The following is a 15,504-nucleotide window of genomic DNA, read 5'->3' on the forward strand; positions in this document are numbered from 1 at the left end:
GAGACGATATGCTTGCTCTTTTATTTTTTAAAGCTTAGAAGCTACGATTTATTCTTCTTGGTTGATGTGTTGCGTGTCAGTGATTCGGTCAAACGCTTGCCAGTGGGTGTCTGGGCCAAGCCGCCTTTGGCGGTCTCGCGGTGCTTTGATGGCATTGCGCTGCCGACTTCAAGCATCACGTCAATGACTTCGTCAGACGGAATGGCGCTGCGTACACCCGCCAAAGCCATATCCGCTGCGGCAAGTGCGGTCACGGCTCCCAGCCCGTTGCGCACGATGCACGGAATCTCGACGAGTCCGGCGACGGGGTCGCAAATCAGACCGAGCGTGTTCTTGAGCGCTAGGCCTACGGCGTGAACGGCCTGCTCAGGTGTGCCGCCGCGTAGCTCGACCATAGCTCCAGCGGCCATCCCGATGGCTGAGCCAATCTCAGCCTGACAGCCTCCCTCCGCGCCGGAAATGAAGGAATTGTTGGCGATGACGTAGCCAATGGCTCCGGCTGCGAACAAGCCGTGCACCATATGCTCATCATCCCAGCCGAATCGCTCCTGCGCACTAATGAACACACCGGGGATGACTCCACAAGAGCCAGCAGTGGGCGTAGCCACAATACGCCCCATGGACGCATTAACCTCCGACACGGAGAGCGCATAAGCCATGGCGAGTGCGGAGGCGTCGCCGGAGCAGGTTTCCCCTGCCCGCAGATACTCGGCCAGACGCTTGCCGTCACCGCCCGTTAATCCACTGCGGGATACGGTGTCTTGTGTCTGACCACGATGAACGGCCTCCTTCATGACTTCATAATAATCAGACATTTGGCGGAAGATCTTTTCTTCCGTTGTATTCGTCTCTTGTACCTGCTCTTGAATCATCAGGCGGCCAATCGTGGTGGATTCCTCCGCGCATATGGCGCTGATTTCATGCAGATGGCTAAATCGCATCAGATTCAGCTCCTTTTTTCAAATTAATCATTTTAATTTCGTACATATGTGGTAAGGATCGTAGTTTTGCGATCAGTTCAGCCGTAGGAGGACTGTCCGTTTCGATGGCGGTAAGTGCTTCACCATCTCGGCCTTTGCGATCCACATGCATATAGGCAATGTTAATGTCGGCAGCGCCGAGTGCTGAAGTCACCGCACCTAATGTGCCGGGCTTATCCGAGTGAAGAAGCACCAACGTAGCCAGCTCCCCGGTCAGGTTGACTCGGAATTCGTTGAGCTGCTGGACATGGATGCTGCCGCCGCCGATGGAGGAGCCCAGCAGTGTGCGCTGATTCTCACCCTTCCACAGTTCAAAACGGACGGTATTTGGATGGGGCGCGGGTAGTCCGCTGACGGCAAACTCCACGGCCATTCCAGCCTGCTCCGCCCATTGCTCGGCATCTGGAATTCGGTGGTCGTCTGTATCGTAATTGAGCAGGCCTGCGATGAGTGCTAGGTCTGTACCGTGTCCTTTGTAGGTGTCGGCGAAGGAGCCGTACAGTGTCATGCGGGCACGGTCCGGCTGCATCCCGAGCCAGTGACGGGCAACGCGTGCAAGCCGCACCGCGCCTGCAGTGTGTGAACTGGAAGGTCCGGTCATGGCCGGACCGATAATGGAAAATACATCTTTGAAACGCATGGTGTGGCCCCCTGTATGTTCTAGTACCATAGTATATGGTATTTCCGCGTTTGTGCGCAGCTATGACGGTTCCTAATGCTGACGTACAATGTGAGCGCAAAAAAGGACAGGATAAGGAAGTTTCCCTTATCTCTGTCCTCGTTACCTGAGAGTTTCGTGCGGTGTCCTTACCGCCTTACCCCTTGGGTGGCTTGCGCTCTCTCCAGAGTTGCGTCAGATGACGATACATGGACCTGAGAGATTATCCGCCAGCCGGGTGCTGACGTCTTGCTCCTTCGGTGCCGCCAGCGTGTAAGCCCCTGGACAGACTCTCCCGTCATCTTCATTCGCGTATACCGTTCTACATATCTTTATTAGCGTAATGTATGCCGTGCTCGGTGTCAATCGCAGGTTTCAATTTTTACATAAACAGGCGAGTTTCCGATAAAAAAGATTAAAATTTACATATTTATGGATGAAATCAGGAAGGAATTAGAAGATTGACAGCTAATCTGATAGAGGACAAGTACATTTATGGAATTATAGGAGGGATATTGACGTATGGTAAAAGGCTTGCGGTTCACAGGTTCACGCTTGAAAGGGGTGCTGCATCTAGCAGCGATCGTATCGCTGTTGATTGGGATCCTCGTTCCATTCGGTCAGGTCAAGGCAGAGGGAGCATTGACAGTAGACGAAGCACTTCAGCGCCAAGGCAGTGGAGGTACAGTGACGGTGGAAGGCTACATCGTCGGACATGCTACCGGATCGAAAACAGCTAATTTTTCTGCTCCGTTTGCGAATGATTTTAACGTACTGATTGCTGACCAGGCCAATGAACGTAGCACATCTAATCTATTGGATGTGCAGCTGACATCTGCGTACAGAGGGCAATTTGGGTTAACAGGTCATCCTGAACTGGTCGGCAGCAAAATTCGCGTGACAGGTACGCTTGGTGCCTACAATAATTTTGGTGGAGTAAAAAGTCCAAGCGCTGTGGAACTGGTGAGTGGAAGCGAGCCGGGGGAACCAGGTCCTGGCGAACCTGAGCCTGGCAACCCGGGTCAACCCGGTACTACACTGCCGGATGGAAAAGGCAAAAAGGTGCTGTTCGATAATACGCACGCACAGACGGCTGGTGCAGCAGATTGGGTCATTGAAGGCGCCTTCTCCGACTTTGCCAATGGATTGCGTAATGTAGGCTTTACTGTGGATCAATTGAACCGCCCTATTCCTTTTACTTATGGAGAACAGGCCATAACCTATGATAAGCTGCGCCAATATGATGTGTTCATCATCGGTGAAGCGAATGTGGCCTTTAAGGCATTCGAGCAGGCTGCCCTGCTGCAATATGTGAATAACGGGGGAAGTGTCTTCTTCATCTCCGACCATTATAATGCCGACCGTAACAAAAACCGTTGGGATTCCTCCGAGGTTATGAATGGCTACCGTCGTGGAGCCTATACTAATCCGGCCAAAGGCATGACTGCAGAAGAAGCTGCATCGCCGGCGATGCAAGGATTAACAAGCTCCGATTGGCTGGCGACCAACTTTGGTGTTCGTTTCCGTTATAATGCGCTTGGCGATGTAAATGCTACGGACATCGTAGCCGCAGATCAATCCTTCGGCATTACCAAGGGTGTACGCTCGATTGCCATGCATGCGGGATCTACGCTGGCTATTATTGATCCTACCAAAGCCAAAGGAATTGCCTATATCCCGACAGGTACAAAAAAATGGGGCAATGCAGTAGACCAAGGAGTCTATAACGGCGGAGGCCGTGCGGAAGGTCCTTATGCTGCGATCTCCAAGGTGGGTCAAGGCAAGGCAGCATTTATCGGTGATTCTTCCCCTGTAGAAGATGCTACTCCGAAATATGCACGTGAGGAAAACGGACAGTCGAAAAAGACATATGATGGTTTTAAGGAAGTAGACGATGCCACCTTCCTAGTGCAAACGGTTCAATGGCTTGCGTGGAAGCAGGACTACACGAAATTATCCGATGTGGCAGGTTTAACGCTGGATCAACCGACGAAGCTGCTGCCGTTTGAAGAGCCTGCGGCTTCCACAGAACCGCAACCGGAGCCTTGGTCTGCTCCAGCAGCAGGCTACAAATGGTACGATCCAAGAACGTTCAAGCCGGGCTCCTATGGAGCGGCTTCATAATAAACGCAAAAAATAATTCAGTGTGAGTGGTTGGGTGCTAGTTAGCCGTTTGGTCCTCTGTAGGGGATCAAACGGCTTTTTTGTGATGAAAATTAACCTGTGGTTGGTTATTTTATTACATTTTGTGCCAGGAAGGTCGCGCTACGGCTGGATCATTGATTTTTTAAATGATGTTGATAGCATAATCTTAATTGATATATCCATATACTGGTGATAGGATGTATTCAAATTATTCCGACAAAAACGGTATGTAATGTTTGTGGAAGGTTTTAACATCAAACATGGTGAGAATAAGCAGGACAAGACCATGGAGAATGGAGGAAACGCGCGCATTGAATATCGAGCCTGTGTTGGAGATTAAAGGATTATCCGTATCTTTTCGTATCAACGATCAATACCACCCGGCAGTCGATCATCTGGATCTGACGGTCAACCCCAATGAAGTGCTGGCTGTAGTCGGAGAATCCGGTTGTGGCAAAAGCGCGCTGGCGCTTTCCATCCCACAATTGCATGACATGGAGCGGACACGTGTCGAAGGAAAGGTTCTTTTTAAAGGCACGGATCTGATCCGTCTCTCCTCAGGGCAAATGAATAAAATCCGCGGAGCGGGCATTGGCATGATCTTTCAGGACCCGCTGACAGCACTGAACCCGTTAATGAGCATTGGCAAGCAGATCGAGGAAAATCTCGATTATCATACGTCCCTATCTACGAAGCAAAAAAGGGAACGTGTACTGGAGCTACTGGAAAGCGTGGATATACCCAACCCCGTACGTGTGTATGAACAGTATCCACATGAACTTTCAGGAGGGATGCGCCAGCGTGTGATGATCGCGATTGCCATAGCTTGCCGACCCTCACTTATTATTGCAGATGAGCCGACGACTGCGCTCGATGTAACCATTCAATCGCAAATTCTTGACTTGCTCAAACAGCTTCAACAGGAGACTGGAAGCGGAATTATTCTGATTACGCACGATCTTGGCGTTGTGGCCGAAGTAGCTGACCGTGTGGTGGTCATGTATGCCGGAGAAACCGTGGAAAGCGCTGATGTTTTTGAATTATTCCGGCATCCACAGCATCCGTATACGCGTTCCTTGCTAGCCTCCATGCCGGGATCGCATACCAAGGGAGAATCGCTGCATGTCATTGGTGGCATTGTTCCCTCATTGCAAGATATTCCTCGCAATAGCTGTCGCTTTGCTTCGCGTATTCCCTGGATTCAGCAGAGAATGCATGAAGACCATCCCCGATTAAAAGAAATTTCTCCCGGCCATTGGGTCCGCTGTACATGTTACCAGCATTTTCATTTTGAAGACGAAACAAAGGGAGAGGCTGCTCATGGCACTACTGGAGCTAAATGATTTGAAGGTTCATTATCCGGTGCGCGGTGGTTTTTTCCAGCGTGTTGTTGATCAGGTAAAAGCAGTGGATGGCGTGTCGATCAGCATAGAGGCAGGCCAAACATATGGGCTAGTGGGAGAATCCGGCTGCGGAAAAACGACGACAGGCAGGACGATTATCGGCCTGAATAAGCTGACGAGCGGACAGATTCTTTTTAATGGAAAGGACCTTGCGGCTTTGAGTCGGAATAACCGCCATCCGCTGCGTAGAGACATTCAGATGATTTTTCAGGACCCCTATTCTTCGCTTAACCCGCGCAAGCGCGTATTGGATGTCATTGCTGAACCGCTGCGGAACTTTGAAAGGCTGAGTAATGAGGAAGAGCGTCGAAAAGTGCAGATGCTGCTGGAAAAGGTCGGCTTGAACGCTGATGCGGCCTACAAATATCCGCATGAATTTTCCGGAGGCCAGCGGCAACGAATCGGGATTGCGCGTGCGCTGACATTAAATCCAAAACTGATTATTGCTGATGAACCGGTATCGGCGCTAGATGTTTCTGTGCAGGCACAGGTGCTTAATTTTATGAAGGATGTGCAGCGAGAGTTCAAATTGACGTATTTGTTCATTAGTCATGACCTGGGTATTATCCGCCATATGTGTGACCAAATCGGCATCATGTACCGAGGTCGCTTAGTGGAACAGGGAAGCGAGCAGGACATTTATGAGCGTCCACAGCATTTGTATACCCAGCGGCTTATTGCCACCATTCCCAGTATTGATCCTGCGAAGCGGCTAGAAAATGCTCGAAAAAGGCAGAAGCTTTTATCCTCTTACAAGTCAGAGCTGCCCAAACATTTAGATGCGAGTGGAAAGCCGTTTGCACTAAAATCAGTAAGTCCATCCCATCAAGTCGCGCTACCTTAAGGGAGGTACAGAATATGTGGAAGTTTACAATGCGCCGGCTGCTGGTTATGATCCCTCAACTTTTTGCACTGAGTGTGCTTATATTTTTCCTAGCTAAGGCTATGCCAGGGGATGCCCTGACAGGGCTCATCACTTCAACACCCAATCTGAATCCGGCTGCACTGGAAGAACAGCGGCAAAAACTGGGACTCAATGACCCGGTGTGGGTGCAATATGGGAACTGGCTTGTCCAGCTTGCTCATGGGGATCTGGGTAAATCTTATGTACATAAAATTAGCGTTACCGATTTGATTGGCAGTCGTTTGGGGAACACGTTCTTTCTGGGTGTAGTGATTCTGGTTCTGACGTATCTGATCGCCATTCCGCTGGGAGTACTCAGTGGTCGGTATCAGCATAGTCTGCTGGATAAAACCGTGGTGGGGTATACCTATCTCAGCTTTGCAACACCTCTGTTTATACTCGCGTTGCTGCTGCTGTACGTGTTTGGATTCAGACTTGGCTGGTTTCCAACCAGCGGCAGTGTGGATGTAGGTGTTGAACCGGGGACATGGTCATATTACGTGAATAAATCGTATCATCTCATACTACCGGCGGTTACAGGCGCATTGCTCAGTACGACGGCTACAATTCAATATTTGCGCAATGAGGTCATTGACACACGTCTGAAGGATTTTGTGAAAACAGCACGTTCCAAGGGGGTACCCGAAGGAAAGATCTATTCCCGTCATATTTTCAAGAACTCTTTATTACCCATTGCTGCTTTTTTGGGCTACGACCTGACGGGTGTGATTGCCGGCAACATTTTCCTGGAATCTATTTTTGGTTATCCGGGATTGGGCCAGTTGTTTCTTCAGTCTATCACCCAACGGGACTTTTCAGTCGTGAACGCGCTGGTCATGATCTCCGGCTTCTTGGCACTATTAGGAACCCTTTTATCTGATGTCATCCTGAGCAAGGTCGATCCACGCATTCGAATTGAATAGCGAACAAGTCTAGAGAAAAGGAGGGGTTATGGTGTCTATGCAGGTGGAGGAGGTCTTCTCGCCGGAAATCATTCGTAAATCACCATCCAGTTGGTCTGTACTGCGTCGTGAGCTGGTACGTGACAAAATGGCCTTGATTTCCATTGGATTTGTGGCTCTGTTCTTGATTTTTATATATGCCTCTGTCCTGTTTGTCAATCAGGATGTAGTCACGACGGTCGATTTGGGCGCGATCCGCGAAGCTCCCGGCTCAGTGCACTGGCTGGGTACGGACCGAGCGGGCAGGGATATATTCGGCCAGTTGGTCATTGGGGCCCGCAATTCCTTTACCATTGGCTTTACGATTACTTTGTTATCCGCCGCCATTGGCTTGACGCTGGGCTTACTGGCTGGGTTTTATGGAGGAATGGTCGATAACATCATCATGCGAATCATTGATTTTATCCTAGTGCTTCCATTCTTGATGCTGGTTATCGTATTTGTCAGCATTGTGCCCAAAAGTGGCATAGGGTCCTTTATTTTCATTATGACTGCCTTTTTGTGGATTGGAAAAGCGCGCCTGATCCGGGCCAAGGTACTGTCGGAGCGGGAGCTGGACTACGTGCAGGCTTCCAAAACCCTTGGCACACCCAATTGGAAGATCATCTGGTTGGGTGTGCTGCCCAATCTCAGCTCTGTTGTGATTGTTAATCTAACGCTCAGTCTTGCAGGAAATATCGGGATTGAGACCGGGCTGTCCTATCTCGGCTTTGGCTTGCCAGAATCAACTCCAAGCTTGGGTACACTAGTGAGTTATGCCAATGACCCGGATGTATTGCAGAACAGCTGGTGGATGTGGTTGCCTGCCTCACTGCTTATATTAGTGCTGATGCTGGCGATTAATTTTATCGGTCAGGCGCTCAAACGTGCCACGGATGCCAGACAACGATTGGGTTAAACCGAAGTTCAAGGATAAGGACAACGACAAGGAGGGGTTTACAATGATTAAAAGCTGGAAAAAAGGAATTTTGCCTGTTCTATCTGCCATTTTGGTGCTTTCTTTGGTCGCATGCAGCGGCTCGCCTTCCACTTCGAGTGGAGTAAAATCGTCTGACGGTACAGGTGGGTCAGGGTCCGACAACAAGCAGGTGAATACGACTGCGCTGGCAAAGGCGGTCAAGAACGATAAACCCCCGATTAAGGGCGGCATCATCAATTATGCACTCGTGTCCGACACCCCTTTTGAAGGTATTCTGAATCCTGTATTTTATGATGGAAATCCGGATTTTGAAGTCTTCCAGTTTTTCTACCCTTCCATGTTTTCGATTGATTCCAATCTGAATATTGACGATAAAGGAGCGGCGACGATTTCCTTTTCCGCAGACAATAAGGCGGTGACTGTCAAAATTGATCCCAAACTGAACTGGACAGATGGTAATCCCGTAACGGCAGAGGACTATGCCTTTTCCTATGAAGTGATCGGTAACAAAGACTACGAAGGTCCGCGTTATGATAGTTTTATGACCAACATTGTAGGGATGGAAGATTATCACGCCGGCAAGGCCAAAAACATTTCTGGCATCAAGGTGCTGAATGAGAAAGAGGTTACCATTCATTTTAAGGAACCTAATCCTTCGGTAAAGTCGGGACTCTGGTCCACACCACTGGAGAAGAAGGTATTTCAGAACATTCCTGTGAAGGACATGGCCGGATCTGATCCTGTCCGTAAACATCCGATTGGCTATGGGCCATTCAAAATTAAATCTATGGTCACAGGTGAATCTGTAGAATTCGTCAAAAATGAAGATTATTTCCGCGGTGCGCCCAAGTTGGATGGCCTTCATCTGAAGGTGGTGAATCCGAATGTCATTACCGAGGCGTTGAAAAGTGGAGAAATCGACTGGGCCAGCTATCCGACCACCCGTTACAATGAGGCCAGTAATCCGAAAAATGTACAGTTTCTCGGTCAGGAGGAATTGTCTTATAGCTATGTAGGCTTTAAGCTGGGCAAATTCGATCAGGCCAAGAGTCTGAATATCATGGACCCGAACGCCAAGCTGGCGAACAAGTCATTACGTCAGGCCCTTGGCTACGCGCTGAATAATGAGCAGGTTGGCAAGCAGCTCTATCATGGGCTTCGGACTCCTGCGACATCCCTGATCCCGCCCGCCTTCAAGGGATACCATGATGTGAATGCGAAGGGCATTGCGTATGATCCAGACAAGGCGAAAAAGCTGCTGGACGAGGCAGGATATGTGGATACCAATGGAGATGGATACCGTGAGGACCCTAAAGGTAAGGAACTGGTGCTCCATTATGCAGCAATGAGCGGGGATGCGACAGCTGAATCGCTGGCGAAGTTTTATTTGCAAAATTGGAAGGATGTCGGGCTTCATGTCGAGCTGGTGGACGGTCGTCTGCTTGAGTTCAATTCTTTCTATGACCGTGTGCAGAAGGATGACCCTGGCATTGATATTTTTGGCGGCGCATGGAGTACGGGTACAGATGTAGACCCTAGTGGGCTGTATGGACGCGGAGCCAGCTTTAACTACTCGCGCTTTACCAGTGAAGAGAATGATAAGCTGTTGCAGGAAGGGGTGTCTGTGAAAGCCTTTGACGACAATTATCGTAAAGATATATACAACCAGTGGCAGGCGTATATGAGCGAGGAGGCGCCCATTGTACCGACGTTATTCCGTTATTCGCTGGAGGCAGTGAATAATCGGGTAGCCAATTACGATATTACCCGTGGTAAGGAGTACGATGCAGACGCGTTTGCGAATATTACGTTGACTTCGGAAAAAGCAGAAGTAGGTCAATAATCTAAAAAAAGCGCAATAACCTGCGAAGAAGCGCGAACCGGAATGATCCGATCTCGCGCTTCTTTTGACCTGTTCATGCAAACATTCTTGGATTTTCGAAGGGAGAGAAGGAAGACGGAAATACGTCAGCTTCAATACTTCATAGCCGTATGCGAGGAACTGCATTTTACGAAGGCTTCGGAAAAGATCGGTATCTCTCAACCCACACTTAGCTTGCAAATTAAGGCGCTGGAGGAGGAACTGGGCATGACGCTCTTTGACCGCGCAGGCAAGAAAATTAAAATGACAGATGCCGGTAAACTGCTGCTACAACACAGTGCCCATGCGCTCAAGGGATTACAGCAAGCAAAGGCATCCATTGAGGAGCTGCGTACCGAGCAACGCGGAAGTTTACGGATTGGTATCGCATTACCTGAGCTGGAGGAACCTTTGCAAAAGATGCTTGCCCATTTTCATCGGTCATTTCCTAAAATCAGCTTGCACATCTGCCCATCCTTTGATGTAACAGAACAGCTGCTGGATAACCGTGTGGACGTTGGCATCACCCTACACTCGGGTACAGATGAAAGGCTTGTCCAGCTTCCGCTCCGCACAGAGAACTACTGTCTTATTGTCCCGGTAAACCATGCATTTTCCAACCGTTCTTCCATTATGCTGGACGAATTGAGGCATGTACCCTGGGCGATGCAGCCAGAATGCCATCCCGGCAGGAAGCTGATTGAGAAATGCTTTCGTGATCGCGGGTATCCCTTTGCAACCGTCTTGGAAACCAATTCTATAGCTTCAATCCTGCGCTGGGTGCAGGAGGAACTTGCCGTAACCTTACAGACGAAGTCTCTTGCGGCCGAACTGGATCGTTCGCATTTTTGCACGGTGCCTATTTTGCGTGGTGCGCCTCAAGGACAGCTAGAGTTGATTTATCGAGCTGACCGTTACCAGGGAGAAGCAGTGAAACGATTGATAGATAAGATACAAGCTGTGCTGACAGAGCGCTCCAACTAATGGCAACCGTGATGAGTATCACAAGCCTTAATGTGTACGAACCTCCAACCTGCGTGCAATCAGTGACATACTGTAATTAACGGCAAAGTACAGGAAAGCAGCGAACAGCAGAGCTGGAATGACAAAGGATTGATTTTGCCCACCGACGATCTGAATGTTATGCGTCAGCTCCGGCAAACTGATAATGACAGCCAGTGACGTATCCTTAAATAGGGAAATGAACTGGCTGACAATCGGGGGCACCATGCGACGAAGCGCTTGGGGCAGAATGATATGCCATAAGGTTTGAGAATAGCTTAGACCGGAGGAACGTGCGGCTTCCACCTGTCCTTTATGGACCGAATTCAGACCACTGCGCACAATCTCGGCGATCATGGCTCCCTCGAAGATTGACAGTCCTGTAATGGCTGCCCACTTGAGGGAAATTGAAAATCCGATGGATGGCAAAACCATGCCGATGAAGAAAATAATGAGCAATAAGGGCAGATTGCGAATCAGATCAATGATAAAGGCTGCAACCTGTGAGAGCACAGGTAAGCGGGTATAGCGCAGAATGCCGAATACGATACCAAGAGCGAAGCTGAATATGATAGAGTAAATGGCGACTTCCAGCGTGAGCAGGAAGCCCTCCAGTATAAAACGCACATTAGGCCATGCAAACAATCCACCGAAATCCATACGGGCTTCCCTCCTTAGGATGTTTTGGACAAGCGTCGCTCCATAAATAACACGAGAAAGCTGAGCGGAACCGTCAATACAAGATACAGCAGCGCCGTGATCGCATAGACTGTGATGGGCAGGAAGGTATCCGAGTTAATGAGATCCGAGTAATACATGAGATCCAGTCCGGCCACAATGGCCAGCACGGAAGAGTTTTTGACCAGATTGATGAATTGGTTGCCGATTGCAGGCAGTACAATTTTGATGGCTTGCGGTAAAATAATGCTGATCATCGTCTGGTTGTAATTCAACCCGGAGGATATTGCCGCTTCAAATTGTCCTTTGGGTACAGATTGAATGCCGGCACGTATAGCTTCTGCAATGAAAGAGGCTGTGTACACAGTCAATCCAAGCGTTCCAGATACAAAGCCATCCAAGGGGATGCCCAAAGTGGGAAGACCGAGATAAAAAAACAGTACGACAATCAGCAATGGAATATTGCGGATGACCTCTACATAGACAGTACCGATCCAGTTTAGCCATTTAAAAGGTGCAATTCGGAAGATGGCAATGATAGCGCCCAGAATAAAGCTTCCGATCAAGGCAATAACACTAGCTTGAACGGTATGAAGCAAGCCCTCTCTAAAACGGTCGCCATGATCGAGAAGTACGTTGATATCAAAAGTAAGCATCTACGGGTATACCTCCTTATCCAGAGCTAAGAAAGGAAGGAGCACGCAATCGCGGCTCCTTCACAAGATCATTATTCGGGTTTAACCCCAAGCCATTGCTCATGCAGCTTATCGTATTCACCATTGCTTTTCAGTTCCTTGATCGTATCATTAATGGCTTGCAGCAGTTCGGTTTGTCCCTTCTTCACTGCGATACCGTAAGGTTCCTCTGTGAAGTTCCCGCCTACTAGGGTATAATTCGGATCTTGCTGCTGCATGCCAAGCAGAATAGAGTTATCGGTCGTCAGCGCTTGCCCTTTACCTGCCTTGAGGGCGTTGAAGGCATCCTGATAGTTTTCAAACTCTAAAATCGTTGCTTTAGGCGCTTTTTCGCGGATATTTTTTGCGGAGGTAGAGCCTTTAACAGCGAGCACCTTGGTATCGGGAGTCAGGGACTCCAGACCTGTGATCGGGCTTCCCTTTTTCACAAGCAGGGATTGCCCTGCATTAAAGTAGACATCGCTGAAATCGACCTGTTTTTTGCGTTCATCCGAAATGGTCATCGTGGCGATAATAGCGTCGATGTCCCCATTTTGCAGTAAGGTGATTCGTGTTTTGGACGTGACTTCCTTGAGCTCAAGCTTGGTTTCATCACCAAAAATATGCTTGGCTACAGCCTTGGCGATGTCGATATCAAAGCCCTCGACCTTCCCGCTAGCCGGGTCTTTTAGTCCGAACAACTTGGTATCGTACTTCACCCCAATGACCAGCTTGCCACGCTGTTTGATGGCTTCCAGCCCGTTGGAAGCTGCTGCCTCATTTCCTGGCGTTGTTGCTTCTTGCTTGCCTCCACAGCCTGCCAAGACGAGCAGACAGGATAATGCAACCAGCACCAAAGTACTCCACTGAAATCTTTTTCTCATCAAGATGATCCCCTTTCGATTTTTATTCCATTAATAGTCTGTTTAATGATGAATCAGACGGCTCAGGAACAGGCGAGCCCGTTCTTCACCCGGATTCTGAAAAAACTCAGCAGGTTGGCTGTCTTCCAGGATCTGTCCTTTGTCCATAAAAATCACGCGGTCTGCCACTTCACGGGCAAAGCCCATTTCATGAGTGACGATGACCATCGTGATGCCCTGATGGGCAAGCGAGCGCATGACATCCAGCACCTCTCCGATGGTTTCGGGGTCCAGGGCTGAAGTAGGCTCGTCAAACAGCATAATTTTCGGATTCATGGCGAGTCCACGGGCGATTGCCACCCGCTGCTGCTGTCCACCGGACAATTGGGCGGGGTAGCTCTGTGCCTTTTCCTCGATTCCGACACGCTTCAGATAGGTGAGGGCTGTTTGAATAGCTTCTTCTTTCGGGATGCCCAGTACCTTCATCGGTGCCAGTACAATGTTCTCAATCACCTTTTTGTGGGGATACAGATTGAAATGTTGGAATACCATCCCGATATTGCGACGGAAGGCGTTAATATCAATCTTTTTGTCATGCACAGGGACATCGTTAACGATTAGCTCCCCATCGGATATCGTTTCCAGACGATTGATGCAGCGAAGCAGGGTGCTTTTACCTGAGCCGGAGGGACCGATGATGACAACGACCTCGCCCTCCTTAATCTGAAGATTGATGTCTTTAAGTACATGAAAGTGACCGTAATGCTTGTTGACATTGCGAAAATGGATCAGAGAGCTCACCCCTTTTTTGACTTGAATACATCGCTTAGTAGACGACTGACATGATTAAGCTCTATTAGAATTTCAAAATTTCTCTCATGATACTATAAGCTTACAATAAAAAACAAGATTTTATGTCAATAAACTTTACGTGAAATATGTTTTTGAATGTATTTTTACTAGTTTACTGTTATTTATATGATGAAAACGAGTATGAATCCACAAATTTAATGTTATTAAATCTGACATAGTTTGTTGACCTTCGACATGCAGAGGGAGAAACGTGACAAAAGCAGCGCTATGTTTTACAGTAGGGGAGAAGGAATTTAGGGTAAAGGAAGGATAGACAATGACGAAAGCTATTTCACCGCTAGTCACGGCATTGGGCATGGAGCCCCATCCAGAAGGCGGCTGGTACAAAGAGATGTGGAAGGCCAATTTTCAAATTCCGAAGCCTGTACTGCCGGATGTGTATTCCGGTCCGCGCTTTGCAGCTTCGTCTACGTATTTCTTGCTGCATCCGGGTGAGTTCTCCGAGTGGCATGTGGTCCATTCTGATGAGCTGTGGCTATACCATAGCGGAAGTCCTATAGAGCTAAAATTGGGTGGAAGCGGAGAAGAACCTGGCGAAGAAACGGTCATTATCGTTGGTGCAGATGTGGAGGCAGGACAACATCCACAAGCACTCGTACCAGGAACAGTATGGCAAACGGCACGTCCGCTGGGGGATGAGCCTGTGCTGGTAACCTGTGTTGTTGCACCAGGATTCCACTTTGATGATTTCAAGCTGATTGCCAAGAATTCAACTGAAGCATGATGTGAACTATGGCGGGTGTATTTCTGTAAACGAGCAGGAATAGCCCGCCTGATTTATTTTATCCATAGGAATGGGCGATTTAGCTAGGTTTAGGTGCTTAACTTGGCTTGAACAATGAGACGATGGGTGGGATTCACGAGAGGGTCGCATGTAATTAGCGTGAGCAGCTTATGGTTTTTGAAGCTTTTCAGAACAGACACGTCCATTGGATCGACTACCTTTATGCTGTAAACTTTATACATATACTGGCTACCTTGAGCGTTAACAACAATTTTATCTCCAATCTTCAGTTCATGAAGACGATTAAATAAACGTCCAGGAGTACGGGCTCGATGAGCAGCAATAGCAGCATTCCCCACTTGTCCCAGCTTTCCCGTTTCCGGCATATGTACTGCCGCATATTTCATATTTTTCCTCGTCGCGCCTTCCAACACAGGGAGCTTTAAAGCAATACGACTTATGCTAATAGTGGCTATAGGAGTTTGTTCATTAACGCTGGCATTGGGAGCGGGGGATGGAAAGGTATGTTGCCGTACCTCACTAACCGGAGCTTCCGCTACCCGAGTGGACAAGCGAGCATAGCTGTCTGCAAGACTAGAAGGCAATACCGAATTGCTTTTTTCTAGTGATAACTCCGCTGCTTGTAACAGCTTGTGTTGTTCTCGTTCCTCATTCCATTCGGTCGCTTTAGGAAACAAAATAAAGAGTAAGCCCAACCCAATAAACAGATAGGAAAGTTTACGCAGATTCAGCAACCTCATCTCCCCTAAGCAATGTACGGATGATACATACTTTGAAAAAAATGCCCCATTTCCGTCTCATTCCAACCGGGAATGAGACGGAAGATCAGGGCAGGTA

General features: G+C 48.7%; 15 protein-coding genes and 1 riboswitch. Of the genes, 8 read left to right on the forward strand and 7 right to left on the reverse strand.

Going from position 1 to position 15,504, the window contains the following annotated elements:
- Window positions 1-41: 41 nt before the first annotated feature.
- Together sdaAA and sdaAB are read right to left on the reverse strand one after the other, a co-directional pair.
- Complete coding sequence (gene sdaAA / locus ACH59B_RS02065) at window positions 42-941, reverse strand: L-serine ammonia-lyase, iron-sulfur-dependent, subunit alpha (protein WP_404303217.1); 900 nt, start codon at window positions 939-941, stop codon at window positions 42-44.
- On the reverse strand, window positions 931-1,620 hold the full coding sequence (gene sdaAB / locus ACH59B_RS02070; protein ID WP_257127071.1) for an L-serine ammonia-lyase, iron-sulfur-dependent subunit beta: 690 nt from the start codon (window positions 1,618-1,620) through the stop codon (window positions 931-933). The genes sdaAA and sdaAB overlap by 11 nt, the downstream gene beginning before the upstream one ends.
- A gap of 211 nt (window positions 1,621-1,831) precedes the next feature.
- Window positions 1,832-1,946: riboswitch (glycine riboswitch) on the reverse strand.
- A 214-nt stretch (window positions 1,947-2,160) separates the two neighbouring features.
- Here sdaAB and ACH59B_RS02075 point away from each other — a divergent pair.
- The 7 genes from ACH59B_RS02075 to ACH59B_RS02105 all read left to right on the forward strand — a co-directional run bounded on the left by ACH59B_RS02075 (window position 2,161) and on the right by ACH59B_RS02105 (window position 10,816).
- Window positions 2,161-3,762: a DUF6359 domain-containing protein gene (locus ACH59B_RS02075; protein ID WP_404303219.1), complete on the forward strand. Its 1,602-nt coding sequence runs from the start codon at window positions 2,161-2,163 to the stop codon at window positions 3,760-3,762.
- 332 nt (window positions 3,763-4,094) lie between these two features.
- Entirely contained in the window at window positions 4,095-5,126 is a 1,032-nt protein-coding gene (locus ACH59B_RS02080) for an ABC transporter ATP-binding protein (RefSeq protein WP_080942710.1), read from the forward strand.
- Entirely contained in the window at window positions 5,104-6,030 is a 927-nt protein-coding gene (locus ACH59B_RS02085) for an ABC transporter ATP-binding protein (protein ID WP_016818866.1), read from the forward strand. Before ACH59B_RS02080 ends, ACH59B_RS02085 begins: the two co-directional genes overlap by 23 nt.
- 14 nt (window positions 6,031-6,044) lie before the next feature.
- Window positions 6,045-7,013 (forward strand): oligopeptide ABC transporter permease, encoded by a 969-nt coding sequence (gene opp4B, locus ACH59B_RS02090; protein WP_017427175.1) that lies wholly within the window; start codon window positions 6,045-6,047, stop codon window positions 7,011-7,013.
- 37 nt (window positions 7,014-7,050) lie between these two features.
- Window positions 7,051-7,950, forward strand: a complete 900-nt coding sequence (locus ACH59B_RS02095) for an ABC transporter permease subunit (protein WP_017427176.1) — start codon at window positions 7,051-7,053, stop codon at window positions 7,948-7,950.
- A 43-nt stretch (window positions 7,951-7,993) separates the two neighbouring features.
- A complete protein-coding gene (gene opp4A, locus ACH59B_RS02100; protein WP_045245237.1) occupies window positions 7,994-9,814 on the forward strand; it encodes an oligopeptide ABC transporter substrate-binding protein in 1,821 nt (606 codons plus the stop codon).
- Window positions 9,815-9,856: 42 nt separating this feature from the next.
- Window positions 9,857-10,816: a LysR family transcriptional regulator gene (locus ACH59B_RS02105; RefSeq protein WP_017427178.1), complete on the forward strand. Its 960-nt coding sequence runs from the start codon at window positions 9,857-9,859 to the stop codon at window positions 10,814-10,816.
- A gap of 27 nt (window positions 10,817-10,843) precedes the next feature.
- Here ACH59B_RS02105 and ACH59B_RS02110 read toward each other — a convergent pair whose 3' ends face one another.
- The 4 genes from ACH59B_RS02110 to ACH59B_RS02125 all read right to left on the reverse strand — a co-directional run bounded on the left by ACH59B_RS02110 (window position 10,844) and on the right by ACH59B_RS02125 (window position 13,850).
- Complete coding sequence (locus ACH59B_RS02110; RefSeq protein ID WP_017427179.1) at window positions 10,844-11,494, reverse strand: amino acid ABC transporter permease; 651 nt, start codon at window positions 11,492-11,494, stop codon at window positions 10,844-10,846.
- Window positions 11,495-11,508: 14 nt separating this feature from the next.
- On the reverse strand, window positions 11,509-12,168 hold the full coding sequence (locus tag ACH59B_RS02115) for an amino acid ABC transporter permease (protein ID WP_017427180.1): 660 nt from the start codon (window positions 12,166-12,168) through the stop codon (window positions 11,509-11,511).
- A 71-nt stretch (window positions 12,169-12,239) separates the two neighbouring features.
- Window positions 12,240-13,070 carry a transporter substrate-binding domain-containing protein gene (locus ACH59B_RS02120; RefSeq protein ID WP_045245238.1) on the reverse strand — a complete coding sequence of 277 codons (831 nt, stop codon included), beginning with the start codon at window positions 13,068-13,070 and terminating at the stop codon, window positions 12,240-12,242.
- Between the two features lie 42 nt (window positions 13,071-13,112).
- Complete coding sequence (locus ACH59B_RS02125) at window positions 13,113-13,850, reverse strand: amino acid ABC transporter ATP-binding protein (protein WP_017427181.1); 738 nt, start codon at window positions 13,848-13,850, stop codon at window positions 13,113-13,115.
- Between the two features lie 328 nt (window positions 13,851-14,178).
- Here ACH59B_RS02125 and ACH59B_RS02130 point away from each other — a divergent pair, with 328 nt between their 5' ends.
- A complete protein-coding gene (locus ACH59B_RS02130; protein WP_016818857.1) occupies window positions 14,179-14,646 on the forward strand; it encodes a cupin domain-containing protein in 468 nt (155 codons plus the stop codon).
- Window positions 14,647-14,735: 89 nt separating this feature from the next.
- On the opposite strand, the gene ACH59B_RS02135 is transcribed toward ACH59B_RS02130, so the two are convergent.
- A complete protein-coding gene (locus ACH59B_RS02135; RefSeq protein WP_025363819.1) occupies window positions 14,736-15,401 on the reverse strand; it encodes a class D sortase in 666 nt (221 codons plus the stop codon).
- Window positions 15,402-15,504 lie beyond the last annotated feature (103 nt).

This window comes from Paenibacillus sp. DP01, from assembly GCF_044784315.1.
In the GTDB taxonomy this organism is placed as follows: domain Bacteria; phylum Bacillota; class Bacilli; order Paenibacillales; family Paenibacillaceae; genus Paenibacillus; species Paenibacillus polymyxa.

Bases quoted from the DNA above. Each gene is read 5' to 3' on its own strand.
- ACH59B_RS02130 (WP_016818857.1), top strand. From the start codon at position 14,179: ATGACGAAAGCTATTTCACCGCTAGTCACGGCATTGGGCATGGAGCCC.
- sdaAA (WP_404303217.1), bottom strand. From the start codon at position 941: ATGCGATTTAGCCATCTGCATGAAATCAGCGCCATATGCGCGGAGGAA.
- ACH59B_RS02115 (WP_017427180.1), bottom strand. From the start codon at position 12,168: ATGCTTACTTTTGATATCAACGTACTTCTCGATCATGGCGACCGTTTT.
- ACH59B_RS02095 (WP_017427176.1), top strand. From the start codon at position 7,051: ATGCAGGTGGAGGAGGTCTTCTCGCCGGAAATCATTCGTAAATCACCA.
- sdaAB (WP_257127071.1), bottom strand. From the start codon at position 1,620: ATGCGTTTCAAAGATGTATTTTCCATTATCGGTCCGGCCATGACCGGA.
- ACH59B_RS02105 (WP_017427178.1), top strand. From the start codon at position 9,857: ATGATCCGATCTCGCGCTTCTTTTGACCTGTTCATGCAAACATTCTTG.
- ACH59B_RS02075 (WP_404303219.1), top strand. From the start codon at position 2,161: ATGGTAAAAGGCTTGCGGTTCACAGGTTCACGCTTGAAAGGGGTGCTG.
- opp4B (WP_017427175.1), top strand. From the start codon at position 6,045: ATGTGGAAGTTTACAATGCGCCGGCTGCTGGTTATGATCCCTCAACTT.
- ACH59B_RS02085 (WP_016818866.1), top strand. From the start codon at position 5,104: ATGGCACTACTGGAGCTAAATGATTTGAAGGTTCATTATCCGGTGCGC.
- ACH59B_RS02120 (WP_045245238.1), bottom strand. From the start codon at position 13,070: ATGAGAAAAAGATTTCAGTGGAGTACTTTGGTGCTGGTTGCATTATCC.
- ACH59B_RS02110 (WP_017427179.1), bottom strand. From the start codon at position 11,494: ATGGATTTCGGTGGATTGTTTGCATGGCCTAATGTGCGTTTTATACTG.
- opp4A (WP_045245237.1), top strand. From the start codon at position 7,994: ATGATTAAAAGCTGGAAAAAAGGAATTTTGCCTGTTCTATCTGCCATT.